Genomic DNA, 25,319 nt, shown 5'->3' on the forward strand with positions numbered 1-25,319 from the left:
CTAGAAAGAGGTTGAATTCAATGAGACTTTGGACAAAAACAGTAGCCACGGCAGTTCTCACAGGAGCCTTAATGGCAGGAGGAGTAGCAGGAGGATTATGGACAGGGGCAGATCGTGCTTATGCTGCGTCAACAGCTTCGACGGTAAACGGTGTTATTAATGTGACTGGAAGCGGGGAAGTATTGGCGAAGCCCGATATTGCTTATCTCTCTATTGGTGTACAATCGGAAGGGAATACGGCAGCCGCTGCTCAAAAAGCCAATGCTACAAAATTGAACAAGGTTACACAACTGCTGAAAGAAAAGTGGAGCATCAGTGCAGATGACATTCAGACCAGCCAGTTTTATGTACAGCCTAACTACACCTATAATGAAAAAGAAGGGCAGAAGCTCAAAGGCTATACTGCCAACCATACACTTTCCGTCAAATACCGCGATTTGGATAAAATAGGTCAGTTGTTGGATGAGGCGACCAAGTCCGGAGCCAATAACGTAGATAATATACGTTTTTCCGTGGAAGATCCTTCGACTTATGAAGAAGAAGCCATTACTAAAGCATTGGGAAGCGCGCAATCTAAAGCCAGTGCTGTAGCTAAAGCAGCCAAACGCGGATTAGGTGCTCTTGTGAATGTAACGGTAGATGGCGGAGAAGCACAAGTCTTTACACAACGTGAAAATGCCATGTCAAAATCGCTCTTGGACGTAGCGGGTGGCGGGACAGAGATACAATCGGGGCAAGTAACAGTGAAAGTTCAGGTGTCGGCTCAATACGAAATGAACTAATATAGATCATCAAACGAAGCCACAAGCGGCCTGCATCATGCGCAGGCTGGCTTGCTGGCTTTTTTTGTATACCGAAACCTTTTTGTAATGAGTCTGTCATAGCTAAGGGTTATTAGGTGTACAGATTGAAATCGGGGAGTGTACAGATTGTAAACTACGTACAATGGGGTATAGATATAATAAGAAAAGTGATTATCTACACATAGACAATACAGAAATAATAACAGGAGGAATACTTAATATGAGTAAGCATACGAAAAAATGGGGTTCAGCACTGCTGGCAGCAGGGATTTTAGCAGGAGTCACAGCTGTTCCCGTTTCCTATATCCAGGCAGCATCGATCCAACAGCAGCAAACGGCAACACAGCAACCAGGAATCACCATCCAATGGAATGGTAAAACGTTGCCCGCTAAAGGTGTTCAAGTGAACGGGAGTACAATGATTCCGGTGGCCGTACTGCGTGACAGCTTGGGGATTCCGGTAAGCTATGATGCGAAAGCAACGACATATACCGTAGGTAGCGGGTACAATAGACTTTACATTATGGCTTCTTCCTCGGATGCCTACGTCAACGTCAATGGAATCAATACACGTAGTATGGATGCCAAACAGATCGCTGGGAAGCTATACATTCCTATGAGTCTGCTGAAAGATTATCTAGGCATAGATGCTCAATGGAACGCAGCTCAGAAAACAGTAACGCTGAGTAAAAGCCAGCTAAACCCGATCACAGTTGCGTCTCAAACACTACCAGCTTCGAGTAATGCGAAGGTATCCTACAAGATTAAGTATCCGCAAATCAGCGGCAGCCAGCTGAATCCTGAGGCAGAGCAGGCCATTAACCATGTGCTTAAAAAGCATGCAGAGGGTATATTGGCAGCAGGCAAAAAGATAATGGCTGAGGGAGGGGCTACAACAGAAAGACCGTATGAGTTCGGAAATGATTTTGCGATTTCCTATAACAAAGATGGTATTCTGAGTGTGATTATGCAGGATTACTCGTATATGGGTGGCGCACATGGAATGACGGTACGTAAAGGATATACGTTCTCGCTTCCTGATGGTAAACTGCTGCAGTTGTCTGACGTATTGAAGGCGAATCCGAATTACAAAAAGTTCCTCAATGCTGATTTGAAGAAAAAAATCGATGCGCTTCAGGCTGGTGAAGGATTCGGCAAATTTAAAGAGCTGGCGGCAGATCAGAATTTTTATGTGACGAACAGTGGGGTAACAATCGTGTTTGATTTGTATGATTATGCACCATACGCGTATGGGATTCCAGAGTTTACCTACTCGTTCGGTCAACTGCTGCCTCAAGGCGGAAAGCCTTTTGCGGGACAGATTTAATAGTAGAAATGAATAGGTTGGACTGTCTATACTCTAAGAAACAATAAAGCAAAAAAGCTGCCTACCGGATAATAACATCCGGAGCAGCTTTTTCATTTACCAGCTATCGAGAGGCGAATTTCTTCTCTTATACACCTTCTGGAGAGGAGCTAGTTAGCACTTTATCAATAATACCGTATTCTTTGGCATCATCAGCAGACATGAAGTAGTCACGGTCTGTATCTTTTTCAATACGTTCCAGTGGTTGGCCTGTGCGATCTGCGAGAATGCGGTTCAGTTTATCACGCATTTTCAGAATGCGGCGTGCGCGGATTTCGATATCCGTTGCCTGGCCTTGTGCACCACCCAGAGGTTGGTGAATCATAATTTCACTGTTTGGCAAAGCGAAACGTTTACCTTTGGCGCCTGCATTCAGCAAGAACGCGCCCATGGAAGCCGCCATACCTACACAAATCGTAGATACATCAGGTTTAATGTATTGCATCGTATCAAAAATGGCCATACCCGCTGTAATGGAACCGCCAGGACTGTTAATATACAAGTGAATATCTTTTTCAGGATCTTCGGCAGCCAAAAACAGCATTTGCGCAATTATAGAGTTGGCTACAACGTCATTGACGTCCGAGCCTAACAAAATAATGCGATCCTTTAACAGTCTGGAATAAATGTCATAGGCGCGTTCGCCGCGGTTACTTTGTTCTACTACCATAGGAACATAGCTCACGTCAAAAAACCTCCCTTAAATATCGTTAGTGGATTTTGGTGGACATGCCGATTACACGTCCCTTATTTATAAACTGTTACCGTATTAACCACATGATAAACAATTTCAAACAAAAAGTCAAAGAAAGTCAAACTAATGATTTTAAAAAAAGAGCCCTCAGCGCTCTTATTGGTTAAAACATTATATATAAGCATTTAAGCGTTCATTTAAAATGGCGCGCCCGCGAGGAATCGAACCTCGATCTCAGGCTCCGGAGGCCTACGTCATATCCGTTGGACCACGGGCGCATAGTTGAATCAATGCAAACAACTAACTAATTAAACAGCTAATTGGAAACAAAGATGATTATATGATATACAGCAGTGAATTGCAAGCTTTTATTAAATGCGCATATTCAGACAAATGGTTGAGAAATATAGGTTCAGATAGACTTGCATGTAGAGCAAATATTGGTTAAGATATACGTGGGACTTAAAAAGTTATCCCGGGACGTTTTAAGACCAGTTAGAGATAGAGCATTAGAGACAGAACTTAGAAGTGTGCGGGAGTGGAAAGCATGCGAAAGATATTAGAAATACAGAAGCAGCTTCTGCCCGACCTCATGGATGTTTTGAAAAAAAGGTACACGATCCTGCATCAGATTATGCTGTCCGATGTTGTTGGACGCAGAACACTGGCAGCTTCACTGAACATGACCGAGCGCGTGTTGCGCGCCGAAACCGATCTTCTTAAAGCTCAGGGGTTAATTGAGATTGAGAGTGTAGGCATGAAGGTGAGCAAAGCAGGACTGGATCTGCTGGAACAGCTGGAGCCGATTGCGAACAACTTGTTCGGCCTGTCCCAATTGGAGGACCAGATTCGTCAAGCCTATGGTTTGAGGAAGGTGGTTGTCGTTCCAGGGGATTCGGATGTTTCTCCGTTAACAAAGCAGGAGCTGGGGCGCGCTGGAGCAAAAGCGTTGCTAAGTGTTATGGACGACGAGGATGTGGTCGCTGTAACAGGTGGCACGACGATTGCAGACGTGGCGGAACAACTGGCATTACCTTCTAATGGCCCCCTTAAGGGTGGGTGGTTTGTACCGGCACGCGGGGGTTTGGGAGAAAGCATGGAAATGCAGGCCAACACAATTGCTTCCACAATGGCTCGCAAGGTCGGCGCTCAATACCGTCTGCTCCATGTACCGGATTTGCTCAGCAATCATGCTTACAACTCCTTGCTTGAAGATACGAACATTCAGGATATATTGAGCCTGATTCGCGAGAGTCGTATCATCATTCACGGGATAGGCAACGCCATAGCGATGGCACATAGACGTAAACTTGATCCCGAAACCTTTGCCCAGATCAGCAGTGAAGGGGCGGTAGCCGAATCGTTTGGTTATTATTTTAACGAAGATGGCGTCGTTGTTCACAGAATGCTGACGCTTGGACTCCGATTGGAGGACATTAGGCGTACCGATACGGTTCTAGGTGTAGCTGGAGGTAAGAACAAGGCTGCCGCTATTCATGCGGTACTGCGTTTCGGACAAGAAGACATTCTAGTCACCGACGAAGGCGCTGCTGTTGAGATTGTAAGTCGTTATTTAAATGATTAATATAGGATTTATGAATCGTGTTGTCTTGACGGGCTTTCGGGTCTGTCTTGAATATATAAAACTAAACTAAACGAACTTTGGGAGGAACTCACTCATGACAGTTAAAGTTGGTATTAATGGTTTCGGACGTATTGGACGCCTTGCTTTCCGTCGGATTCAAAACGTGGAAGGTATTGAAGTAGTAGCAATCAATGACTTGACAGATTCCAAAATGTTGGCACATTTGTTGAAATATGATACAACACAAGGTACTTTCCAAGGAGAAGTAGAAGTACATGACGGCTTCTTCAAAGTAAACGGTAAAGAAGTTAAAGTTTTGGCTAACCGCAACCCTGAAGAACTGCCTTGGGGAGACCTGGGTGTAGACATCGTTCTGGAATGCACAGGTTTCTTCACAACTAAAGAAGCTGCTGAGAAACATTTGAAAGGCGGCGCTAAAAAAGTTGTTATCTCCGCTCCAGCTACTGGCGACATGAAAACTGTCGTTTATAACGTAAACCATGAAATTCTGGACGGTACTGAAACTGTAATCTCCGGTGCTTCTTGCACAACAAACTGCCTGGCTCCTATGGCTAAAACACTGCAAGACAAATTCGGTATCATCGAAGGTTTGATGACTACAATTCACGCTTACACTGGCGACCAAAACACTTTGGATGCTCCACATGCTAAAGGTGACTTCCGTCGTGCTCGCGCAGCAGCTGAAAACATCATTCCTAACACAACTGGTGCTGCTAAAGCAATCGGTTTGGTTATCCCTGAACTGAAAGGTAAACTGGATGGCGCGGCTCAACGTGTTCCAGTAGCAACTGGTTCCCTGACTGAGCTGGTAACAGTTCTGGAGAAAAACGTAACTGCTGAAGAAATCAACGCAGCGATGAAAGAAGCTTCCGATCCTGATACTTTTGGATACACTGAAGATCAAATCGTTTCTTCCGACATCAAAGGTATCACTTTCGGTTCTTTGTTTGATGCAACTCAAACTAAAGTTCTGACTGTTGGCGACAAACAACTGGTGAAAACTGTAGCTTGGTATGACAACGAAATGTCCTACACTGCACAATTGATCCGCACGTTGGAATACTTCGCTAAACTGGCTAAATAATAAGAACTTTCTTATTAGCAACATCATAGAGCGGAAACAGGTTATTGTTTCCGCTCTTTATATATCAAAATGTGCCTTAAATTCCTGTTTCGTAAAATTATAAGGGTGCGGAGGAATATGGAGATGAACAAAAAGAGCGTACGTGATATAGAACTGAATGGAAAACGGGTGTTTGTTCGTGTAGATTTTAACGTTCCAGTTGAAGACGGTAAAATTACGGATGACAAGCGTATTCGTGAAACCTTGCCAACCATTAACTACCTGATTGAAAAAGGTGCAAAAGTTATTTTGGCGAGTCACTTTGGACGTCCAAAAGGTCAGGTTGTTGAATCCATGCGCCTGACTCCTGTTGGCGTACGTTTGTCTGAACTGCTGAAAAAGCCAGTAGTTAAAGTGGACGAAGCGGTAGGCGAAGCTGTTAAAGCGAAAGTGGCTGAACTGCAAAACGGCGACGTGCTGTTGCTTGAAAATGTACGTTTCTATGCAGGAGAAGAAAAGAATGATCCTGAGTTGGCGAAGCAATTTGCTGAATTGGCTGACGTTTTCGTGAATGACGCATTCGGCGCAGCACACCGTGCTCATGCTTCCACTGAAGGTATCGCTCATATTCTTCCGGCTGTTTCCGGCCTGCTGATGGAAAAAGAATTGTCTGTTATTGGTAAAGCTCTGTCGAATCCAGATCGTCCTTTTACAGCCATTATCGGCGGTTCCAAAGTAAAAGACAAAATCGACGTGATCGACAACCTGCTGAACATTGCAGATAACGTAATCATTGGTGGCGGTTTGACTTATACATTCTTCAAAGCTCAAGGTTATGAAGTGGGTCAATCTTTGCTGGATGAATCCAAACTGGACGTAGCTCTTGGATTTATCGAAAAAGCGAAGAAACTCGGCAAAAACTTCTATCTTCCGGTAGATATTGTTGTGTCTGACGATTTCAGCGCTACGGCGAACACAGACATTGTGGATATCGACGGCATTCCTGCAGCTTGGGAAGGCGTGGACATTGGACCGAAAACACGTAAAATCTATGCAGATGTAATCAAAAACTCCAAACTGGTTGTATGGAACGGACCAATGGGCGTATTTGAAATCGAGCCTTTCGCTGGTGGTACTCGTGAAGTAGCGGAAGCTTGCGCAACAACTGAAGCATACACCATCATTGGTGGCGGTGATTCTGCGGCTGCGGCTGAAAAATTCCACTTGGCTGACAAGATGGATCATATTTCCACTGGCGGCGGCGCATCTCTGGAATTTATGGAAGGCAAAGCACTTCCGGGTGTTGTTGCACTGAACGATAAATAATCAAACGCACTATGCGTGAATAAAGCTTTAGGGCACCTAATAGTTAGGAGTTGAAACCATTGAGAACACCGATTATCGCGGGTAACTGGAAGATGTTTAAAACCGTACCAGAAGCTAAAACTTTCATCGAAGAGATCAAAGGCAAAGCAGAGGTTGCAGGAGTGGAAAGCGTGATTTGCGCACCATTTACGAATCTTCCTGCTCTGGTTGAAGCAGTAAAAGGCACGTCTATTAAAATTGGCGCACAAAACCTGCACTTTGCAGAAGATGGTGCATTTACAGGTGAAATTAGCGGCGGAATGCTGAAAGATCTGGGCGTAGACTACGTTGTGATCGGACACTCCGAACGTCGTGAATATTTTAATGAAACAGACGAAACGGTGAACAAAAAGGTTCATGCGGCATTCCGTCATGACCTGACTCCAATCGTATGTGTAGGCGAAAAGCTGGAAGATCGTGAAGCTGGACAAACCAAAGAAGTTGTAAAAGTGCAAACTGTAGCAGCTTTTGCTGGTTTGGCTAAGGATCAGGCTGCACAAGTAGTTGTTGCTTATGAGCCAATCTGGGCCATCGGAACAGGCAAATCCTCCACTTCGCAGGATGCGAATGAAGTGATTTCCTATATCCGCAGTCTGATTAAAGAGCTGTATGATGAAAATACAGCAAATGCTGTACGTATTCAGTATGGTGGTAGTGTAAAACCTGAAAATGTTACTGAGTACCTGGGTCAAAGCGATATCGACGGCGCGCTCGTGGGCGGTGCCAGTCTTCAACCGGCGTCGTACATCGCGCTTGTTGAGGGGGCGAAGTAAGATGACAGCACCAAAACCGGTAGCTTTAATTATTATGGACGGGTTCGGACTGCGTGACACCGTGGAAGGCAATGCGGTTGCACAGGCCAACAAACCGAATTACGACCGGTATTTACAACAGTATCCTCATACGACGCTGACGGCTTCTGGCGAAGCAGTAGGTTTGCCGGAAGGACAAATGGGTAACTCTGAAGTGGGTCACTTGAACATCGGCGCAGGCCGTATCGTATATCAAGACTTGACTCGTATTTCGAAGTCCATCCGTGAAGGTGAATTCTACGACAATGAAACACTGGTTAAAGCAGTGCAACATGCCAAGAAGAACAACACGAAACTTCACCTGTACGGACTTCTGTCCGACGGCGGCGTGCATAGCCATATCAGCCATCTGTTCGCTATGCTGGACTTGGCGAAAAAAGAAGGCCTAACAGAAGTGTACATTCATGCTTTCATGGATGGACGCGACGTTATGCCAGACAGCGGCGTAGGCTTCATGCAGCAGCTGATCGCTAAGATTCAAGAAGTGGGCGTAGGTAAAATTGCGACTGTACAAGGACGCTATTATGCTATGGACCGCGACAAACGTTGGGAACGTGTAGAGAAATCTTACCGTGCAATCGTATACGGAGAAGGACCTCAATACACAGATCCAATGGAAGCATTGAAAGAATCGTATGAAAAATCAGTGTTCGACGAATTTGTGGAGCCAACTGTTATTGTGAAGGCTGACGGAAGTCCTGTAGGGCTGGTCGAAAGCAATGACTCTGTTATCTTCCTCAACTTCCGTCCTGACCGTGCGATTCAACTGTCTCAGGTATTTACAAACGCGGACTTCCGTGGTTTTGACCGTGGCCCGAAATGGCCTAAAGATTTGCACTTTGTTTGCCTGACGTTGTTCAGCGAAACGGTTGAGGGCTTTGTAGCTTACGAACCGAAAAATCTGGATAACACGTTTGGTGAAGTGTTGGTTCAAAACAACAAGAAGCAATTGCGTATTGCTGAGACTGAAAAATATCCGCACGTTACTTTCTTTTTCAGTGGCGGACGTGATGTGGAGCTTCCTGGCGAAACTCGTATTTTGATCAACTCGCCTAAAGTGGCTACATATGACTTGCAGCCGGAAATGAGTGCGTATGAAGTAGCGGATGCTGCTGTTAAGGAAATCGAAGCCGACAAGCATGATGCGATTATCCTGAACTTTGCCAATCCGGATATGGTTGGACACTCCGGTATGCTGGAGCCAACGATTAAGGCGGTAGAGACGACGGATGAATGTGTTGGACGTGTTGTAGATGCGGTTAAAGCCAAAGGTGGCGTGGTTATTATCATTGCCGACCATGGTAACGCGGATATGGAAATTGATGAGCAGGGACGTCCGTTCACAGCTCACACAACGAATCCGGTTCCGTTCATTTTGACTGACGAAAATATCGTTTTGCGTGAGCATGGAATATTGGCTGACGTAGCTCCAACGCTTCTGGATTTGATGCAACTTCCGCAACCTGCGGAAATGACAGGAAAATCTATGATTGCATCCCGCAAGTAAGCTTGATTTAATAAGTATAGGCTTGACCAATAAATCATGATTCACAAAGGAGATTAAGTACAAATGACTATTATTTCTGACGTGTACGCTCGCGAAGTCCTCGACTCCCGTGGTAACCCTACGGTTGAAGTTGAAGTATATCTGGAATCCGGTGCTATCGGTAGTGCTATCGTTCCTTCCGGTGCCTCCACAGGCGCTCACGAAGCTGTAGAACTTCGTGATAACGACAAATCCCGTTACCTGGGTAAAGGCGTTCTGCAAGCTGTTAAAAACGTGAACGAAATTATTGCTCCTGAAGTAATCGGCTTGGATGCTGTGAACCAAGTAGAAATCGACACGCTGATGATCAAATTGGATGGTACACATAACAAAGGTAAATTGGGTGCAAACGCAATTCTGGCTGTATCCATGGCTGTAGCTCGTGCTGCTGCTGAAGCTCTGGGCTTGCCACTGTACACTTACCTGGGCGGATTCAATGCTAAACAATTGCCAGTACCAATGATGAACATCGTTAATGGTGGCGCTCATGCCGACAATAACGTTGACGTACAAGAGTTCATGGTTCTGCCTGTAGGCGCTCCTACATTCAAAGAAGCTCTGCGTGTAGGCGCAGAAATCTTCCACAACCTGAAATCCGTACTGAACTCCAAAGGTTTGAACACAGCTGTTGGTGATGAAGGTGGTTTTGCTCCTAACTTCAAATCTAACGAAGAAGCTCTGTCCACTATTATCGAAGCGATCGAAAAAGCTGGTTACAAACCAGGCGTTGACGTATTCCTCGGTATGGACGTTGCTTCCACTGAGTTCTTCAAAGATGGAAAATATACTTTGGAAGGCGAAGGCAAATCCTTCACTTCTGCTGAGTTCGTTGACCTGCTTGCTTCTTGGGTTGATAAATACCCAATCATCACTATTGAAGATGGTTGCTCCGAAGATGACTGGGAAGGTTGGAAATTGCTCACTGAAAAATTGGGCAACAAAATCCAATTGGTTGGTGACGACCTGTTCGTAACAAACACAGAGCGTCTGGCTAAAGGTATCGATGAAAACATCGGTAACTCCATCCTGATCAAAGTAAACCAAATCGGTACGCTGACTGAAACATTCGATGCTATCGAATTGGCTAAACGTGCAGGGTACACAGCTGTTATCTCTCACCGTTCCGGTGAATCCGAAGACAGCACAATCGCTGATATCGCTGTTGCAACAAATGCAGGCCAAATTAAAACAGGTGCTCCTTCCCGTACTGACCGTATTGCGAAGTACAACCAATTGCTCCGCATTGAGGATCAACTGGGTGAACTGGCTCAATACCACGGCCTGAAATCTTTCTACAACCTGAAAAAATAATATTGCGCAAAAATGCTGATGGCGTCTCTGACCCATGGTTTATGATCATGAAGTCTGAACGCTCAAAGCTTTTACGCATGAATAAAACAGGCCTACTCGCCACCGCGAGCAGGTCTGTTTTTTGTTATTATGGATGTGTATGAGAATTTATAACTTTGCAAAGGCTTAATGGCTGAGTGACTTGCTATAGCTGTTGTTATCTACTGGAAGCTGTGGTAGAATAAAAATAGTGTTTTGCGTTAATCTCCGGCTATTTATAACATGATATGTACATGTTTTCATAAAAGAGGCTGTGTTGTTTTGCAAAACAGATGTATAAGCTCAGGAGGTGGGATTTTTCATGGAAATCTTTTTGAAAGTGCTGCTCGTTGTGTTCTCGATTGCTGTTATTGCGGTTGTTTTACTGCAAAAGGGGAAAAGCGCAGGTTTGTCCGGTGCCATCTCTGGCGGTGCTGAGCATCTGTTCGGCAAGACAAAAGCTCGCGGTATGGATTTGATTTTACAACGCGCAACTGCTGTTTTGGGTGCGGGTTTCATGATCGTTTCTGTTTTAGTTGCATTTTTTGCAAAATAAGATAAATATGTACCTTAAGCCTTCGTTTCGCGGGAAACGGGGGCTTTTTTTAGATTTTGGACAGGCAGGGATGCCGTCGATTAAATTCGTGTATACTAGGGTATGAGTATATTAAGAGCCTTGTATCAGGAACAAGGACATGCGGATTTTATTACTGAAAATTAAAGGTCACCCGAGGTGGACAATATTATGATAACAGAGCAACAACTACTCGATTTTATGCGCGAGACCGCATACAAACCCATGACTTACCAGGAGCTGGAGCAGCATTTTGATATTAAGGATGCCGAAGATTTCCGTGAATTTCTTAAGCTTTTGAATGCCTTGGAGGAAGAGGGGAAAATTCTGCTGACCCGCACAAACCGTTATGGCGTGCCGGAACGGATGGATTTGCAGCGTGGGCGTTTGCAGGCTCATGCCAAGGGATTTGCCTTTTTGATTCCAGAGGACCGGGAGCACCCGGATGTATATATTCATGCTAACGACTTGAAGAGTGCGATGAATGGAGATACGGTACTGGTAAGAGTGACGTCGAAGGGACCTGCGGGTGGCCGATTAGAAGGCGAAGTTGTGCGGATCGTGAAGCGCGCAGTGCTTCAAGTAGTAGGCGTGTTTCAGAGCCACGAAGCATACGGTTTTGTTTTGCCGGATGATAAGCGCATTAACCGGGATATTTTCATTCCAAAGGATAGCTTCAACGGAGCTGTGAACGGGCAAAAGGTCGTTGTGCGCATTGTGAGCTATCCAGAAGGACGAGCTGCGGCGGAAGGCGAAGTGTTGGAGGTTTTGGGTCATAAGGATGATCCAGGCGTTGACATTTTGTCCGTTATTCGCAAGCATCAGCTTCCGGAAGCTTTTCCAGATGAAGTGACAGAGGAAGCCGAGAATGCTCCCGACGCGATTACGGAAGAAGAGATTGTACGTCAGGGACGGCGCGATCTGCGTGATAAGATCATTGTTACCATTGATGGTGAGGATGCCAAAGACCTGGATGATGCTGTCAATGTAGAGCGCTTGCCGAACGGAAACTACCGTCTGGGCGTTCATATTGCCGACGTAGGGTATTATGTGCGTGAGAACTCCAAGCTGGATCAGGAGGCATATAACCGCGGTTGTAGCGTGTATTTGGTTGACCGTGTCATTCCTATGCTTCCACATCGACTTTCGAATGGAATATGTTCTTTGAATCCACAGGTGGATCGACTGACTTTATCCTGTGAGATGGAATTCAATGAGCATATGAAGGTTGTAAAGCATGATATTTTCACCAGTGTGATTAAAACGAAGGAACGGATGACGTACACTAACGTTCGCAAAATCCTCGAAGAGGAAGATGCTGAACTGATGGAACGGTACAAGGATCTGGTTGATGTATTCGACACGATGAAGGAATTGGCATTGAAGCTGCGTGCTAATCGAATGCGCCGAGGTGCAGTTGATTTTGATTTTGATGAAGCCAAAGTGATTGTTGATGATGAAGGTAAAGCTGTCGATATTGTGAAGAGGGATCGTACGATAGCTGAACAAATTATTGAAGAGTTTATGTTGGCGGCCAATGAAACGGTAGCTGAACATTTCCATTGGCTCAAAGTACCTTTCTTGTACCGGATTCATGAGGACCCAGATCCAGAGAAGCTGCAAAACTTTATGGCTTTCGCAGCTAATTTTGGGCATCAGATCAAAGGTAGAGGGAATTCCATTCATCCGCGTGCACTGCAAACGTTGCTGGAAGACATTCAGGGTACGAAGGAGCAAACCGTGCTTAGCACGATGATGCTGCGTTCGATGAAGCAGGCAAAGTATGATGCGGAGTCGACAGGTCATTTTGGACTAGCAGCGGAATATTACTCTCATTTTACATCGCCGATTCGTCGTTACCCTGACTTGGTGATTCACCGTGTCATTCGTGAGGTATTGGAGAATGGCGGGGCTTTAACAGCCGAACGTCAGGAATATTTGACTGCACGTATGCCTGATATTGCGCAGCAATCTTCCGAGCGTGAGCGTGTAGCTGTGGATGCAGAGCGTGATACAGAGCAGATGAAAAAGGCTGAGTACATGTTGGATAAGGTCGGCGAGGAATTCGAGGGAATCATCAGCAGTGTAACCAGCTTCGGAATGTTCATTGAGCTCGACAATACAGTGGAGGGTCTGACGCGTCTGAGTGCGCTTACGGACGACTATTATCATTTTGACGAGCAGCATATGGCGTTGATCGGCGAACGCACCTCCAAGGTGTTCCGCATTGGAGATGAGGTTAAGGTTCGGGTCGCACGTGTAAATATGGAAGATTACACAATTGACTTTGAACTTGTCGATATGAAGCAACGGCAACGCGGTGAACGGACTGGCGGTACAGGACAGGGCGGAGGCTTTGCACGTGGCGAGAGCCGTGGTAAAGGCAAAGGCCGAGAAGGGCGTGACCGCAAGGGCGGCAAGGATAAGACTGGCAAAGAGGGTAAAGGCAGTCGTGATGTTACCGGGAAGCCAAAAGAGGCTGGCGCAGGTAACGGAGGCATTAGCACCGCAGGCCGTTCAGGGCGCGGCGGTGGGAACGGGGCAGGAGCTGGTTCAGCTAGCAGCTTCGGCTTTGGCAGTGGCAAGGGCGGGTATAACTCGCCAGCATCCGGGGCAAGCAAGCGACGGAAGAAGACGTCTGCCAGCGGTATTTTCATCGGCGGAGCAGCTACACCAGGAAGTGATGCCAGACCAAACGGTGAAGGCGCAGCACGACGCAAACGGAAGAATAAGGGCGGAAGTGGCGGCAATAGCACCGCTGGCTTTGTGCGGAAAAAGAAGAAGTAGGTGGCTATACTTGCTTGCTAGAAGGCAGGAGTCTTCTTTCGTGGCAGGGGATGAAACTAATCATGCGACTTAGGTATAAAGGCGGTTTCTGTCTGCAGTAACGGATAGGAGCCGCCTTGTTTTAAGTGTGATGTTAGTGTTAGTTAGAAATGTAGAAGGCTTGACCCTTCTTGCTTTTACCATCTGAAATTTGTTACAATATATTTCTAGGTGGCTCTTTGTAGCCAGATTTTGATGCCTGGATTTCAAGAGTGAATTACGTTATTCATAAGGAGTGGTATTCATGGGTAAGAAGGCAGACGGGAAAGTGCTCGCCCAGAACAAAAAAGCTTCCCATGACTATTTTATTGAGGACACCTACGAGGCGGGCATGGTATTAACGGGAACGGAAATTAAGTCTCTGCGAAATGGTCGTTCCAATATAAGTGATGCATTTGCTACGATCCGTAATGGCGAAATTCATATTCACAATATGCATATCAGTCCTTTTGAGCAAGGTAATCGTAATAATCCTACCGATCCGACGCGTACGCGTAAGCTGCTGTTGCATAAAGAGCAGATTCGCAAGCTTATCGGTCTGTCCAAACAGGAAGGTTACACGATTGTTCCGTTAAAGATTTATGTTCGCAATGGTTATGCCAAGCTTTTGCTCGGACTGGGTAGAGGTAAAAAGCAGTATGATAAACGTGATGCTGCCGCTAAACGCGATGCACAACGTGATATCCAACGTGCTTTACGTGAGAAGCAGAAAATTGCGAGATAAGTTATTGTATTATTAGTTATGGTACAAATTACGTGGAAAAGTTACTTGTTCCTCTAATGGTGCTATTTTATAAGGCTTAAATGGCTTCATTTCGTTTCGTAATGACCTGTAATATGGTATACTAACGAAGTAGTCAGTTTTAAAGCTTTTAACTTTTTTCGAGTGTTGAATCTTAGGATTCAGCTTTTGATATTATGCATGCTTATGCTCCGGTATTTCCGGATTTATCCGTGGAGCCCTTTTATAATAAGGGGGCGTTTATGGATTCGACGGGGATAGTTCGAGCATGGGTAGCGGGTAGTGGGGACGCGTCCGCTTCATCAACGCTAAAGCCTATTAAACGGCAAACAACAAAACAACTACGCTTTCGCAGCCTAAGAAACTGTGTGCGTGCTTCTACTCTGCATCGCCCATGTGACAGGGATAGGGGCTAACAAATAGTGGGATACGCTGTCTCATCTCCGCCTGCGGTGAGCTGAAGAAGATAATCAGGCTGACCCAACGTATAGCCGGTTACGGGGCGATACTCGGGTGACATCAAAACTGTGACTACACCCGTAGAAGCTTATGTGTCGTTATCTTCGGACAGGGGTTCGACTCCCCTCGCCTCCATTGATCAAATCCACAACTTGTAGCTTAAAGATGACTTCTACGTGTTCCTTGTAGACGATCACCTTTTCTAGATAGCTGCCGATGAACTTCTTGATCTCAGGAAGGTTTCGGCTGGTGATGTGGTCCTGAAAGCCAGAAAGCAGTTGTCGCAGAGCATCCTCTGTGATGGCTGCTTTTTCTTTTACCTGCTGAGCCTCAAGCAGTTTCGTTTCTAGCTCAATCTTTTGCTGTTCCTGTGAGGACAACTTTTCGAGAATGGTAGGATTGTTCAGACCGCCAGCCACCGCATTTACAATGTTATCGATCTGGCGCTCTACACCTTCCAGACTCTTGTTCAGGCGTTGTTGATCGGCTTTCACACGAGTTTCTTTGGACTTCTGGTACTCATTAAGCTGTTTAGCCAGAAGAGGGATAGCTTCATCGTTAAAAATCTTCTCTTGGAGTTGGGCTAGTACATAGGCTTCAATGTACTCCCGGCGTAATTCGGGATTCTTGCATGCCTTTGTTCGGTCACGGTTGCCGCAACGGTAGGTGACATATTTCAGTTTGCTTCTACCACTGTATTTGGTATTGCCCATCATGGCATACTGAATACCTACGTTTTTCAAACATTCCCCACAAACAATGAGTCCGCTAAGCAGGTACATTTCTTTTGCCTTGTAAGCACCAGGCTGACGTTTGTTTTGATTCATCTTTTCCTGTGCCTTCTGAAAATCTTCCTTGGTTACAAGTTGTGGCATACCACCTTCGACACGAATCACATCTTCACTATTTTTATGTCGATTACCATTACGCTTACCAGCCGCATCCTTGCTGTCGGTGAGGTTGAAAATGTAAGTGCCTGTATACTTTTCATTGCGAAGAATGGTACCCAAGGTGCCTTTGCTGATGGGTTTACCGTAACGGGATTTGTAACTTTGCTCCGTCAGTTCCCGAATGATCTGATTGTACCCGTGACCAGCGAGGAACATCGAAAAAACCGTTTCGACGATGCCGCGTTCCTCTTCATTAATGATGTACTTTTTTGTTACAGGATCTACAGCATAGCCGATGGGAGGTAAGCCGCCTGTATGTTTACATTGGTATGCTGTTTCTTTCATTCCCTTCATGACCTCACGGGCCAAGTTTTTGGAATAGTACTCAGCCATACCTTCCAGAAAAGTTTCCATAATGATACTTTCGGGAGAGCCATCTAGGTTTTCGGTGACGCTGTACAGTTTAATACCGTTCAATTTCAGTTTGCGTTTGTATTTAGCACTGTCGTATTTATCCCGGCTAAAACGATCCAGCTTATGAACGATGAGCACATCAAAAAGGCCTTTTTCACTATCGACAATCATTTGCTGGAACTGTGGGCGTTTGTCTGTGGTGGCGCTTTTGGCGCGGTCGATATAGATTTTAACGAGTTCAAAGCCTTTTTGTTTGCAGTAGGCTTCAATGGCTCGAATCTGAGCGTCAATGGATTCATCCCGTTGGTTGTCACTGGAGAAGCGAGTGTAAGCTGCGGCGCGTTGAATGGTCATTAGTATAGTTACCCCTTTCGATGAAGGCGAATGATGATGGTGATGAATTTGATATAGCCCCTCTGTAAAAGGAGAGGCCACAGATTGATATAGCTAACAAAAGCGTTAAAGTATTAAAGTATATGGATGTGTTCGCGTTCTGAAAAGTCTACCGCTTAGGTATCATCAGGAACGTAACTGTGAGCCTATCGTTTTCGTTTCAAAATGGTATCCAGCATTTCAACGGCAGGTTGGTAGTATGAAGTAGTCGTTTCCTGTACCTGATCGGCAGTAATCCAGGAAGAGGCATCGGGATCAGTGCAAAATTGTTTGAGCTTGCGTCTGGAAATACGAGTCGAGTAATGCATTGGCATGAGAGCAAAAACCCCTTACTTATCTTTTTTTTGATTGGGCGATGATCTCGAATGCCAACTGAGCAGCAGCGACAATCAACGTGAGTATGGCTTGATTCATTACATGAGCCCCCTTTGCTTGAGGCTGACAAACGAGTTATCGCCCAAAATGATGTGATCCAGCAGTTCAATACCTAAAATAGCACCGCTTTGTTGGAGCCGCTTGGTCATGTCCAGATCTTCCGTAGAAGGATCTGGCTTGCCAGAAGGATGATTATGACAAGCTATGATGGACGCAGCGTTGGAAAGCACCGCTAGTTTAAACGTCTCCCTCGGGTGTAACAAGGACGAGCTCAGTGTACCCAGCGAAACCAACTGTAAGGCCATGGGCTGGTTCTTGGTGTTCAGGGTTAGGACACAAAAGGCCTCCCGGTCACAGTCCCCGATGAACTCTCGGAAAAGGCAAACGGTGTCCTCAGGCCTGTGAACCACCCGATCTGCAAAGAGCAGGGATTTCTCTCGAATGGTGTGCAGGTGTAGCACCTGTACACGTTTAGCGGTTTGTTTCATGGTGTTCCTCCTTTAAACAGGTTGTGAGTAGTCTTGCGATCAGGACTACAAAGATATAATGTCTGTTTGAAAGAGGAGTTGAAACGGATTACCTGTTTAGGTGGTGGCGCTGGAGCGACCCGAAAGTGACGTTTGTGAAAGCCTGTGCCACAGCCTCTTTCTTTGCAGGGCATGGCTTTTTTAGGTGTCGTGGCGTTTGTGACCCTTTTTCTGGAAAACTACTCTTTTTATTTTTAGATGATGAAGGATAAAAAAATTGTCAGGGGGGAAAAAGAAAGCCACAAGCGCCCCACTTTCTCCAGAATCCTTACCGGGCAAGGAATTGAGATGTGGCGTACCTTCGATGTATCTGTCACATCCTCGCCCCTGACTGCCCCACAATGCCTCTTGCTACCGTTTAATCCAGATCTTCAATGTTATCAACGACTTGGATCTGAGTACTATTCATCCAAGAAGGCTTAGGGGCGGTTTTCAGGCAAATGCCTCTGATTAAGCGTTCCCCGCCAGACTTATCCGGTTCAAATACGATTCCTTGTTCCTTTAAAACTTCTTTCACTTTACCCGTCAGTTGCTGATTACTGATGTTGGACAGACCGTTATGGCCTTCGCGGTGACACCAGTTTACAAAACCAGCTTTTAAATCCTTGTTAAGCAGCTTACTTTCAGGTTTAGCTTCAACCATATCCTCAACAAACACTTGAATTGGATTAATCATTTGGCTGTACTGGTTAGCCAGTTGCTGTACCTTTTTCGACTTTGTAAAAAGGTATGAGTGTTTACGTAAACGCTTCAATCCTTCTAACGCAAAGTTCAAAATACCTGAGCCTTCCTTCATCAGTTTTACTTTCAAATCCGGATCTTTCTGAGCGTCCGTATACGTTTTTTCAAAGGGAACCATGGTCATTTTACGGATTAGTCCGTAGCTTTTGTCCTTGGAGTAGGGCAGGTTGTTCGTTGCGAAAATAAGCTTACAAAATAGTTCCTGCATGTACCCTTGTTTAAATTTTTCTTCAATACGAACGGGATCACCGGAAGCAATGGCCTTTAGGTAGCTTGTTTCAATCCCTTTACTGCCAACTTCATTTTCCGTCGTAATATTGACCAGTTTGTTGATCATCTCGGAACGGGCAAAAGGTTTTTCTAGGTCATTTAAAGAGAGAGCCGATGTATTACGTTCTCCAATCAGGCCTTTTAGCACATGAACGAGCACGGACTTCCCGTTAGACCCTTTTCCGTAAAAAAGAAAGACTTGTTCAGCTTGGGTGGATGTGGTAAGACAGTAGCCAAAGATTTCTGCAATGAGGTCAATACGTTCCTGGTCGTGATCAAAAATGTCCTTCAAAAAGGCTTCAAAATTCGGACAGGGAGCTTCAGGTTCATAGTCAATGGGAACCTGTACACTGGAATAGAACGTAGGATCATGCTCCTCTAACTTGAAGTTACGTAGGTCAAGCATCCCGTTTCTCAGGTTAATATAATCGCGCTCGCTGTCCATTGAATGTTCCAGTGTGCAATCACGTGTCAAGGCAGTCATGTACTCCGCTTCGATTTTAGAACGCCAGAAATGAGGAGCCCAAGTGTGAAGAATTTTTCGTGCATTCCTTTTTAGTACATCTGGGAGTTGATCCTGCCACACCCCAGATTTGTAAACATAGTAGCGTTGCTCAGGAGCTACAAAAATAGTTTTGAGGTAATGACGACGAATGAATTCTGAAAACAGGTTAGGGTTTAAACGTGTTGGCTTATTGTTATTATCTAAGGTAAAGCCAACGTCTTTCGGACCTATATTGTGCACAGACTTCAGTTTGGTAGTTTTGGACATGTAGGGATTAGCACGAGTACTTTTTTTGGTTTTAGGTTGACTTAACATTTTAGCAGGACTATTCACGATGATTCCCTCCTCATTTTTACGTACACGGTGATGAAAGCAAGTGGCGATTTGTTGTTCATTACAGCCAAGCGTGCGGCAGCGTGTAGGTGGCTTCTTGTTCTGCTGTAATTGACGAATGCGATTCTGGCTGTGTGTGTCGTGTTTATCCGAAAGCGCCGAAAACTCCAATGCTAATTCCTCTGGAAGTAACTGTACCCACTTAAACCAGGTTTCTTCATCCAGACCCTGTTGTTGCTGGGTAGCGTAGTCCTGGGCAAAACGAGGGCAACGATCGTGCAAGGTTTTCAAGCTACCTTGTACGTTGGTTTGTGCAGATGCAAACGTGCTCTTGTTGCTTGGCACCCGAGTAGGGCGCTGAAAAATCCAAGAGGGTGCTTCTGCCAGCACTGTACTGGCCTTTAGGGTTCGATGATCCATTGGTATTGACCTCCGTTTGTATGAATGGATGGGGGAAGAACGGTCTGACGTCCACTTCCCAACACGTTTACTTCGCAATGTGACTCCGTCGGGTGTCGCTCTACCCAACTAGTGAACGACGATCCTTCCGGGATTTTGTACAAGTACCTCATTCCTCCGCCTGGGGTACTGAATTGCCATGTAGAGGGTACATTCCCTTGGGAAAGGCGCTCTAGGATGTCAAATCCCTTCTCTCCATCCACGTCGATACCGATGATGCCGCTATTCTCTCCTAGTACCAACCCGATGTTACATGACGGGTATTTGGAGAGCCAATGGTCAATCTTGGCTTGGGATGGTGGCACAGCCTCTTGCCACCCCTTCAAAAAAGGGGCTTTTCCAGGATGACTACACGTTTCTTTATGCCTCTCAGACATTCCTTCGTGATCGTGAGGGCAAAGAGGAATGACAGGTAAGCCCATGTCGGCATACTTGTAAAAGTACTTTCGAATTTCCTGAGCGTGTTGGTTTTGACCGTTTGCAGTGTTCATACTGTTTCCTCCTCAAAGTAAGTGAAAATACGCATCAGTGTTGCTCTACTTCTCAAAAGACTTTCCTGCAAAGGCGGAATATGTAGGGAGGGATGTAAACTTATCTGGTGAACATAGTAACCAGAGATAAGGAAATACAAACAATCTACTGGTTTTCCTTGTTTACCTTTCTGTCATTTATCCACTCTATGCTCCTACGCATTAGGGAAAGTAAAAATGATGCGTGATAATATTCCAAAGTTGATATCGTAATATAAAAGTCAAGTAATATTCAACTTTCAAAGAGCTGCCAAGTGATCATATAACAAGGATTTTTGCTTGTAAAGAGGCTGTTAATCAAGGGATATTCGTAAATAAGGGGATATGGAATTTCCGATTTCCAGAAAAAATATTCATGATTATTCTTGAAAATAAAGTATTTTATTCGTATTATGAATAAATAAAAAGGGAGGATAGAGAGGAGAAGAGTTTCCTGAGAATTTTCCCAGGTAGGACAATGGTTTCGGGGCTATGAATGTTATTCAGTATTTTAAGAGCATTTTTGTTGCTTGAAAGCCCATAAAAACCCATAATCGCATTCACTTTCTGGATTTAGAATCCAAAATATCCATGAATAATCTACCATTGTACTTATTTATTTCAAATAAAAAAATTTGAGGTGCACTATGAAAACGAAAATCGAGGAAGCAATTGAAGACATTATTAACAATAATAAAATCCAGACCCAAACAGAATTGAAAGACAAACTGGCATCTGAAAAAAAAATTAAAATATCTCAGGCCACTCTTAGTAGGGAGCTACAAAACCTAGGTATTACTAAAGAAGATGGTTATTACACGGGGCAGAGTGAAGAAGAGCGAGAAAGTGAGGCTTTTTATAAAACACTTTGGAAGGGCCTTATTGTGGATGTCCCTAAAAATCATGTTAGCTTTTATGTTCAAACAAAGCCTGGATCGGCAGCTTTGCTAGGTAAAATGATTGAAGAAAAATATCCGAGTAGCGTATTGGGGTGTATACCCGGAGAAAATATGTTGCAAGTAGTCGTGAAAAATAGTACAAGGAGAACTAGAATGAAGGAACGCCTTCAGAAATTAATAAATAGTACTGACTAAGCCTTTATTTTGGTCCTATGTGGTCAAATAAATAAAGACATATGACCAGGTTAGATGTGCAAGTTGAAAAGACCGACCTAAAGAGGACGGTCTGAATAAAATTAATGTTAGTTAGTATTGATTGTTATTATTGCGCTCAGACTCTGAAACGTTATCTTGCTCTTTTTTTACACGGTTCCGTTTCACCAGCCAAAAAATGAGTGCGACTACAATCAATGCAATGATCCAAACGTAATAGTTTGAAAAGAGAGCAGCACCTGCCATGAGGATGATGTAAGCAGCGACACAGCAACCTCCGTAAAACATTAAAACTCCTTTGAATCCCCAATGTCCAATCGTGAAGATTCGATTCATGATTCGAAAAATAATAAAGCCGAGAATGAGCGCTCCGATGAGTATGAAATCTTCCATTGTGTACGAACCACCCTTTTTAGTATTTAGCAAGTAAAGTTAGTAGTCTGACGTTTTTTAAGGAAAGGCTTCTCAAGTTAACTGAATAGCGGCTACATATTGTTAGGTGCTTAGTCATTTCTCCAAAGGTCGATTCCCCATGTGCTTTTGGTTTTGGCAGAAAAGGAAAAACTGAGTGATTCCTTGCTCACACTAAAATCAATTTTATCACTGGAAACTATTCCCCACTTCAGATAAATAGTATGTTTTCCTTCTGCAAGTGAGAGGACATATTGTTTAGTTGAGCCATTAGAAACACTGGATATTTCCTCATCATCCAAGTAAATCGAATAGTCAAGGAAAGCGCCGCCCCAGGCTCCTTCTCTGTTGATGATCAAGGTAACATCGTAATAAGCTTTATCCTTCTCGTTCTTTTCCTCTTTCGAACAACCTGTTAACAAGATAAGGAATAGTAGTAACATACACAGAAACAGAAAGGTTAATGAACGGAAATAAGGGCTAGCGTTTCTTTGTATAGAATTCATAAAGTCTGTTTGCATCCTTTCTTATTGTTTAAAAGTCACATCGTGCAATTAGTGTGATAACGTCCTAACCTCCTTTGGATAGTCCAATTGAATAGGTAGAAAATAAAACCTAAGTAATTGGTCCTATTGTATCATAAAAAGTCTCTATAGAGACTATTTTAAGTAATAAATCCCTAAAGTCCCTTGGTCAGTTTTATGACCTCACTTATGTTTGGCTTAGGGTGATAACTGTGAGCATAGTAATGAAAAAAGTTGGAGAAGGCATACGCCATTATCGTAAGGAACGTGGCTTGAGTCAGGAAGAACTGGCACATTTGGCGCGTATAAATGAAAGCTACATTGGTAAATTGGAAAGAGCAGAGAAAGTTTGCTCAATTGAAATGTTATCCAAATTGACAGATGCCCTCGAAGTCTCCTTAAGTGAATTTTTTCGCTATATTGAGCCTACAAGCAAAGAAGGAAACCAAGAGATTACCACTTTGGAATTAATAGTGAACAGATTGCGAGGATGCTCAGTTTCAGAACAGAAAAAAGTATTAAAAATGATTGACGTACTACTTGAAGAAATTTAATTGCTTCCTCAAAACGATTTGTACAGATTCCTTTTTCCAAGTTTATATTTATTTTAGATATTTCGGATTAACCTTTATTTGTTCGCTATCATGTTTACTGTAGAACTTCATGTCACGAGTCGATTGGTTGGCTTGGTCTGTAAAAGCCTGTTGAAGAGAGGAATCCTCCGTAATGAAGTAATCCCTCCCTTTCTGCTTACCAAACAAAGAAATGAGCGCGTATTTAAAGCTGGCGGGATTACAAATGCCTCCAGTGCCCAAAGGGAGCAGCTCAACGATCTGTCCAATGGTAAGTTTTTGCCCCGCATCAGGCTGTTTATCAAGTAAGGAGAGTAGGCAAGCAAATAGAACATCTGCATTGGAGCGCAAAGTGATTTTCTCCAGGTCATAGTGTTCTGTTTTAGCGTCACTCCAAGAGAATTGCCAGATGTGAGGCTCACTGGTGGTGTAGCTGCTGTCGACATTTTTGTAAGCATGACGATTGCCGTAGGCTTTTAGAAAGCGGTCGAGTTGTATGCGGTTGTGATCACCAAAGGGAAGCTTGGGTAAAATGGCGCGGAAGAAGCTGGAGTAGTTTTCAAGGTCAAGTAACGAACGTGACAAACTACGGTCGTTTTCCTGGTGACTGATCGTTTGAAGCAATTCGTACATGGCTTGAAGGCGATGGGAGTCCGTGATTTCGTATTCGTCAGGACGCATGAGGTGTAAAAGGAAGGAAACAGCCTGAAATCCATTCGTCCAGTCTGTCAGCCGCACTTCCCAAAATTGAAGGATGCCAGCGGATTCTGATGGCATCTTTTCTGTGAACTCCGACCACAGCTTGATGATGTTTCTAACCACACTACTTTGTGCAGAGGGCAGGTCTTTCCGCTGCCAGCCTCCGAATGTCCAACCAAGTATTTGTTTTAAAATCGTTGGCGTCACAGTAGCTGGATCACACAAAAGACGCTTCCATTCTTCCAAAGGATATACAGGATATCTGGCATATGGGAAGCGTGAGAGATGTGTATCTATCTGCTCTTGAATGAGAGCAACGAGGGCACGTTTTTCTTTTTCCGTGAAGGTTAGCGTTGTCATGATTTTTGCTCCATTTCTAAATAAGAATAGCGGCAGTATGGACATTCACATGCCCGTACTGTCGCTTTTTTGATTGGAAAGATTCATTTATAGAGTAAAAGGATCATCTTCTTTTGTAGTCTGCATGAACAGAATGCGTTGCTCCGGTGTAAGGAACGGGTCTTCTAGCGCGATGTAACAAGGATCGGCTAACTCATTCACCCAACGCAAGGCATCTGCAATTTCTCCGCCAAGAAATACAGGACTGTCTGACAGTACTTCATCTTCTTTTACAATATCTACAATTCCAGTATCCTGGTCTATCGTCACAAACAGATTCGTACCATCCACGTATCTGTTTGTTCCACTCTGATCGGTTGTTCTGATAATCACACGTACAAAAAAGGCCTGTTCGGAATGGAGCACTTCATGCTCTTCCAAACAGGCGGGTAGGAACTGTTTTTGATTGTGGTTGAACGGCCTAATCGCTAGCGCCATGATCCAAGTGTTTCCGTACGATTCAGGATTATCTACAACGTCCCCGTTGTATTCAATGACCTCTTTTAGTTTATTTAGTACATTGTCCTCATTTGCCTTTAGACTTCTGCTTGTTCTTTTAGCCATTGTTCGGCCTCCTTGTGGTGAATCCCGACTTGTGTAAACAGGGTAATGATGTAGTCATTGGTGTTCATGACAGCGATTTTGTAAATTTGAATGCTGCCTAGGTCGAACAGCTCGACGTATTCAGGGTAACTACCGAAAAGTCCGTCGTCTTCTCGTCTAAAACCTACGAGGCTAAGATCGTGTAGGTTATCCCCTGCTTCTAGTATGAAGATAGGGCCGGAAGGCTGGAGGGAAAAATACGGATCATCTTGGTTATGGAATGAGTTGCGAAGCTGAGTGAAGTATTCTTGGATGTGTTTTAAAAAAGAGGGGGAAAGCGAAGAGTATTGCAGTGAGTCGATGTCTTGCTGGGTCTGTATGATGCGCACAACGTAACCTCCTAAAATAAAATAGGGCTTCGCCGATAACAGGAAGCCTTTCAAAGTAATAATATCTAT

Annotated in this window: 24 protein-coding genes, 1 tRNA gene and 1 other RNA gene; 14 read left to right on the forward strand and 12 right to left on the reverse strand. The window is 44.5% G+C overall.

Going from position 1 to position 25,319, the window contains the following annotated elements:
• Positions 1-20 precede the first annotated feature (20 nt).
• The gene (locus MKX46_RS16420) at positions 21-782 is read left to right on the forward strand and encodes an SIMPL domain-containing protein (RefSeq protein ID WP_341071470.1); all 762 of its coding nucleotides are present in this window, start codon (positions 21-23) and stop codon (positions 780-782) included.
• A 241-nt stretch (positions 783-1,023) separates the two neighbouring features.
• On the forward strand, positions 1,024-2,130 hold the full coding sequence (locus MKX46_RS16425) for a PdaC/SigV domain-containing protein (protein WP_341071471.1): 1,107 nt from the start codon (positions 1,024-1,026) through the stop codon (positions 2,128-2,130).
• Between the two features lie 127 nt (positions 2,131-2,257).
• Here the strand turns inward: MKX46_RS16425 and clpP are convergent, their stop codons facing one another.
• Both clpP and MKX46_RS16435 read right to left on the reverse strand, forming a co-directional pair.
• The gene (gene clpP / locus MKX46_RS16430) at positions 2,258-2,854 is read right to left on the reverse strand and encodes an ATP-dependent Clp endopeptidase proteolytic subunit ClpP (protein WP_013368815.1); all 597 of its coding nucleotides are present in this window, start codon (positions 2,852-2,854) and stop codon (positions 2,258-2,260) included.
• 212 nt (positions 2,855-3,066) lie between these two features.
• A tRNA-Arg gene (locus MKX46_RS16435) sits at positions 3,067-3,141 on the reverse strand.
• 269 nt (positions 3,142-3,410) lie between these two features.
• Here MKX46_RS16435 and MKX46_RS16440 point away from each other — a divergent pair.
• The 10 genes from MKX46_RS16440 (at position 3,411) to ssrA (ending at position 15,323) form a co-directional block, all read left to right on the forward strand.
• Positions 3,411-4,448: a sugar-binding transcriptional regulator gene (locus MKX46_RS16440; RefSeq protein WP_029518990.1), complete on the forward strand. Its 1,038-nt coding sequence runs from the start codon at positions 3,411-3,413 to the stop codon at positions 4,446-4,448.
• Positions 4,449-4,542: 94 nt separating this feature from the next.
• The gene (gap, locus tag MKX46_RS16445) at positions 4,543-5,553 is read left to right on the forward strand and encodes a type I glyceraldehyde-3-phosphate dehydrogenase (protein ID WP_013308262.1); all 1,011 of its coding nucleotides are present in this window, start codon (positions 4,543-4,545) and stop codon (positions 5,551-5,553) included.
• Between the two features lie 123 nt (positions 5,554-5,676).
• The gene (locus MKX46_RS16450; protein WP_029518988.1) at positions 5,677-6,858 is read left to right on the forward strand and encodes a phosphoglycerate kinase; all 1,182 of its coding nucleotides are present in this window, start codon (positions 5,677-5,679) and stop codon (positions 6,856-6,858) included.
• A 59-nt stretch (positions 6,859-6,917) separates the two neighbouring features.
• Positions 6,918-7,670 carry a triose-phosphate isomerase gene (gene tpiA / locus MKX46_RS16455; protein WP_023986490.1) on the forward strand — a complete coding sequence of 251 codons (753 nt, stop codon included), beginning with the start codon at positions 6,918-6,920 and terminating at the stop codon, positions 7,668-7,670.
• 1 nt (position 7,671) lies between these two features.
• Positions 7,672-9,216: a 2,3-bisphosphoglycerate-independent phosphoglycerate mutase gene (gene gpmI / locus MKX46_RS16460; RefSeq protein ID WP_013308265.1), complete on the forward strand. Its 1,545-nt coding sequence runs from the start codon at positions 7,672-7,674 to the stop codon at positions 9,214-9,216.
• A 63-nt stretch (positions 9,217-9,279) separates the two neighbouring features.
• Positions 9,280-10,566, forward strand: a complete 1,287-nt coding sequence (gene eno / locus MKX46_RS16465) for a phosphopyruvate hydratase (RefSeq protein WP_013308266.1) — start codon at positions 9,280-9,282, stop codon at positions 10,564-10,566.
• A 340-nt stretch (positions 10,567-10,906) separates the two neighbouring features.
• A complete protein-coding gene (gene secG / locus MKX46_RS16470) occupies positions 10,907-11,140 on the forward strand; it encodes a preprotein translocase subunit SecG (RefSeq protein WP_013308268.1) in 234 nt (77 codons plus the stop codon).
• A 189-nt stretch (positions 11,141-11,329) separates the two neighbouring features.
• Positions 11,330-13,945, forward strand: coding sequence for a ribonuclease R (gene rnr, locus MKX46_RS16475; RefSeq protein ID WP_341071472.1), 2,616 nt, complete (start codon positions 11,330-11,332; stop codon positions 13,943-13,945).
• A gap of 283 nt (positions 13,946-14,228) precedes the next feature.
• Positions 14,229-14,708, forward strand: a complete 480-nt coding sequence (gene smpB, locus MKX46_RS16480) for an SsrA-binding protein SmpB (RefSeq protein ID WP_013308270.1) — start codon at positions 14,229-14,231, stop codon at positions 14,706-14,708.
• A gap of 250 nt (positions 14,709-14,958) precedes the next feature.
• Positions 14,959-15,323: a transfer-messenger RNA gene (ssrA, locus tag MKX46_RS16485) on the forward strand.
• Here ssrA and MKX46_RS16490 read toward each other — a convergent pair.
• The 5 genes from MKX46_RS16490 to MKX46_RS16510 form a co-directional block, all read right to left on the reverse strand.
• The gene (locus tag MKX46_RS16490) at positions 15,284-16,843 is read right to left on the reverse strand and encodes a recombinase family protein (RefSeq protein WP_341071473.1); all 1,560 of its coding nucleotides are present in this window, start codon (positions 16,841-16,843) and stop codon (positions 15,284-15,286) included. The genes ssrA and MKX46_RS16490 overlap by 40 nt on opposite strands.
• 185 nt (positions 16,844-17,028) lie before the next feature.
• Positions 17,029-17,196, reverse strand: coding sequence for a hypothetical protein (locus MKX46_RS16495; RefSeq protein WP_274483482.1), 168 nt, complete (start codon positions 17,194-17,196; stop codon positions 17,029-17,031).
• A gap of 99 nt (positions 17,197-17,295) precedes the next feature.
• Positions 17,296-17,745: a JAB domain-containing protein gene (locus tag MKX46_RS16500; RefSeq protein ID WP_274483484.1), complete on the reverse strand. Its 450-nt coding sequence runs from the start codon at positions 17,743-17,745 to the stop codon at positions 17,296-17,298.
• 397 nt (positions 17,746-18,142) lie between these two features.
• The gene (locus MKX46_RS16505; RefSeq protein WP_341071474.1) at positions 18,143-20,053 is read right to left on the reverse strand and encodes a DNA primase family protein; all 1,911 of its coding nucleotides are present in this window, start codon (positions 20,051-20,053) and stop codon (positions 18,143-18,145) included.
• Positions 20,035-20,583 (reverse strand): bifunctional DNA primase/polymerase, encoded by a 549-nt coding sequence (locus MKX46_RS16510; protein ID WP_341071475.1) that lies wholly within the window; start codon positions 20,581-20,583, stop codon positions 20,035-20,037. The genes MKX46_RS16505 and MKX46_RS16510 overlap by 19 nt, the downstream gene beginning before the upstream one ends.
• Before the next feature lie 665 nt (positions 20,584-21,248).
• Between MKX46_RS16510 and MKX46_RS16515 the strand changes: the two genes are divergently transcribed.
• On the forward strand, positions 21,249-21,695 hold the full coding sequence (locus MKX46_RS16515) for a hypothetical protein (RefSeq protein WP_340959779.1): 447 nt from the start codon (positions 21,249-21,251) through the stop codon (positions 21,693-21,695).
• Positions 21,696-21,806: 111 nt separating this feature from the next.
• Here the strand turns inward: MKX46_RS16515 and MKX46_RS16520 are convergent, their stop codons facing one another.
• The gene (locus MKX46_RS16520) at positions 21,807-22,106 is read right to left on the reverse strand and encodes a hypothetical protein (protein ID WP_341071476.1); all 300 of its coding nucleotides are present in this window, start codon (positions 22,104-22,106) and stop codon (positions 21,807-21,809) included.
• A 110-nt stretch (positions 22,107-22,216) separates the two neighbouring features.
• On the reverse strand, positions 22,217-22,630 hold the full coding sequence (locus tag MKX46_RS16525) for a hypothetical protein (RefSeq protein ID WP_341071477.1): 414 nt from the start codon (positions 22,628-22,630) through the stop codon (positions 22,217-22,219).
• Between the two features lie 230 nt (positions 22,631-22,860).
• Between MKX46_RS16525 and MKX46_RS16530 the strand changes: the two genes are divergently transcribed.
• A complete protein-coding gene (locus MKX46_RS16530; protein ID WP_341071479.1) occupies positions 22,861-23,202 on the forward strand; it encodes a helix-turn-helix domain-containing protein in 342 nt (113 codons plus the stop codon).
• 48 nt (positions 23,203-23,250) lie between these two features.
• On the opposite strand, the gene MKX46_RS16535 is transcribed toward MKX46_RS16530, so the two are convergent.
• From MKX46_RS16535 to MKX46_RS16545, 3 genes are all read right to left on the reverse strand, one after another.
• Positions 23,251-24,279, reverse strand: a complete 1,029-nt coding sequence (locus MKX46_RS16535) for a hypothetical protein (protein WP_341071480.1) — start codon at positions 24,277-24,279, stop codon at positions 23,251-23,253.
• An 87-nt stretch (positions 24,280-24,366) separates the two neighbouring features.
• Positions 24,367-24,882: a hypothetical protein gene (locus tag MKX46_RS16540; protein WP_341071481.1), complete on the reverse strand. Its 516-nt coding sequence runs from the start codon at positions 24,880-24,882 to the stop codon at positions 24,367-24,369.
• Positions 24,855-25,250, reverse strand: a complete 396-nt coding sequence (locus MKX46_RS16545) for a hypothetical protein (RefSeq protein WP_341071482.1) — start codon at positions 25,248-25,250, stop codon at positions 24,855-24,857. Before MKX46_RS16545 ends, MKX46_RS16540 begins: the two co-directional genes overlap by 28 nt.
• Positions 25,251-25,319 lie beyond the last annotated feature (69 nt).

This window comes from Paenibacillus sp. FSL P4-0113 (genome assembly GCF_038009305.1).
Lineage (GTDB): Bacteria > Bacillota > Bacilli > Paenibacillales > Paenibacillaceae > Paenibacillus > Paenibacillus polymyxa_D.

Excerpts from the sequence above, each read along its gene's own strand:
- MKX46_RS16420 (WP_341071470.1), top strand. The coding sequence starts at position 21 with ATGAGACTTTGGACAAAAACAGTAGCCACGGCAGTTCTCACAGGAGCC.
- MKX46_RS16425 (WP_341071471.1), top strand. The coding sequence starts at position 1,024 with ATGAGTAAGCATACGAAAAAATGGGGTTCAGCACTGCTGGCAGCAGGG.
- MKX46_RS16440 (WP_029518990.1), top strand. The coding sequence starts at position 3,411 with ATGCGAAAGATATTAGAAATACAGAAGCAGCTTCTGCCCGACCTCATG.
- gap (WP_013308262.1), top strand. The coding sequence starts at position 4,543 with ATGACAGTTAAAGTTGGTATTAATGGTTTCGGACGTATTGGACGCCTT.
- MKX46_RS16450 (WP_029518988.1), top strand. The coding sequence starts at position 5,677 with ATGAACAAAAAGAGCGTACGTGATATAGAACTGAATGGAAAACGGGTG.
- gpmI (WP_013308265.1), top strand. The coding sequence starts at position 7,672 with ATGACAGCACCAAAACCGGTAGCTTTAATTATTATGGACGGGTTCGGA.
- eno (WP_013308266.1), top strand. The coding sequence starts at position 9,280 with ATGACTATTATTTCTGACGTGTACGCTCGCGAAGTCCTCGACTCCCGT.
- secG (WP_013308268.1), top strand. The coding sequence starts at position 10,907 with ATGGAAATCTTTTTGAAAGTGCTGCTCGTTGTGTTCTCGATTGCTGTT.
- rnr (WP_341071472.1), top strand. The coding sequence starts at position 11,330 with ATGATAACAGAGCAACAACTACTCGATTTTATGCGCGAGACCGCATAC.
- smpB (WP_013308270.1), top strand. The coding sequence starts at position 14,229 with ATGGGTAAGAAGGCAGACGGGAAAGTGCTCGCCCAGAACAAAAAAGCT.
- MKX46_RS16490 (WP_341071473.1), bottom strand. The coding sequence starts at position 16,843 with ATGACCATTCAACGCGCCGCAGCTTACACTCGCTTCTCCAGTGACAAC.
- MKX46_RS16495 (WP_274483482.1), bottom strand. The coding sequence starts at position 17,196 with ATGCCAATGCATTACTCGACTCGTATTTCCAGACGCAAGCTCAAACAA.
- MKX46_RS16500 (WP_274483484.1), bottom strand. The coding sequence starts at position 17,745 with ATGAAACAAACCGCTAAACGTGTACAGGTGCTACACCTGCACACCATT.
- MKX46_RS16505 (WP_341071474.1), bottom strand. The coding sequence starts at position 20,053 with ATGGATCATCGAACCCTAAAGGCCAGTACAGTGCTGGCAGAAGCACCC.
- MKX46_RS16510 (WP_341071475.1), bottom strand. The coding sequence starts at position 20,583 with ATGAACACTGCAAACGGTCAAAACCAACACGCTCAGGAAATTCGAAAG.
- MKX46_RS16515 (WP_340959779.1), top strand. The coding sequence starts at position 21,249 with ATGAAAACGAAAATCGAGGAAGCAATTGAAGACATTATTAACAATAAT.
- MKX46_RS16520 (WP_341071476.1), bottom strand. The coding sequence starts at position 22,106 with ATGGAAGATTTCATACTCATCGGAGCGCTCATTCTCGGCTTTATTATT.
- MKX46_RS16525 (WP_341071477.1), bottom strand. The coding sequence starts at position 22,630 with ATGAATTCTATACAAAGAAACGCTAGCCCTTATTTCCGTTCATTAACC.
- MKX46_RS16535 (WP_341071480.1), bottom strand. The coding sequence starts at position 24,279 with ATGACAACGCTAACCTTCACGGAAAAAGAAAAACGTGCCCTCGTTGCT.
- MKX46_RS16540 (WP_341071481.1), bottom strand. The coding sequence starts at position 24,882 with ATGGCTAAAAGAACAAGCAGAAGTCTAAAGGCAAATGAGGACAATGTA.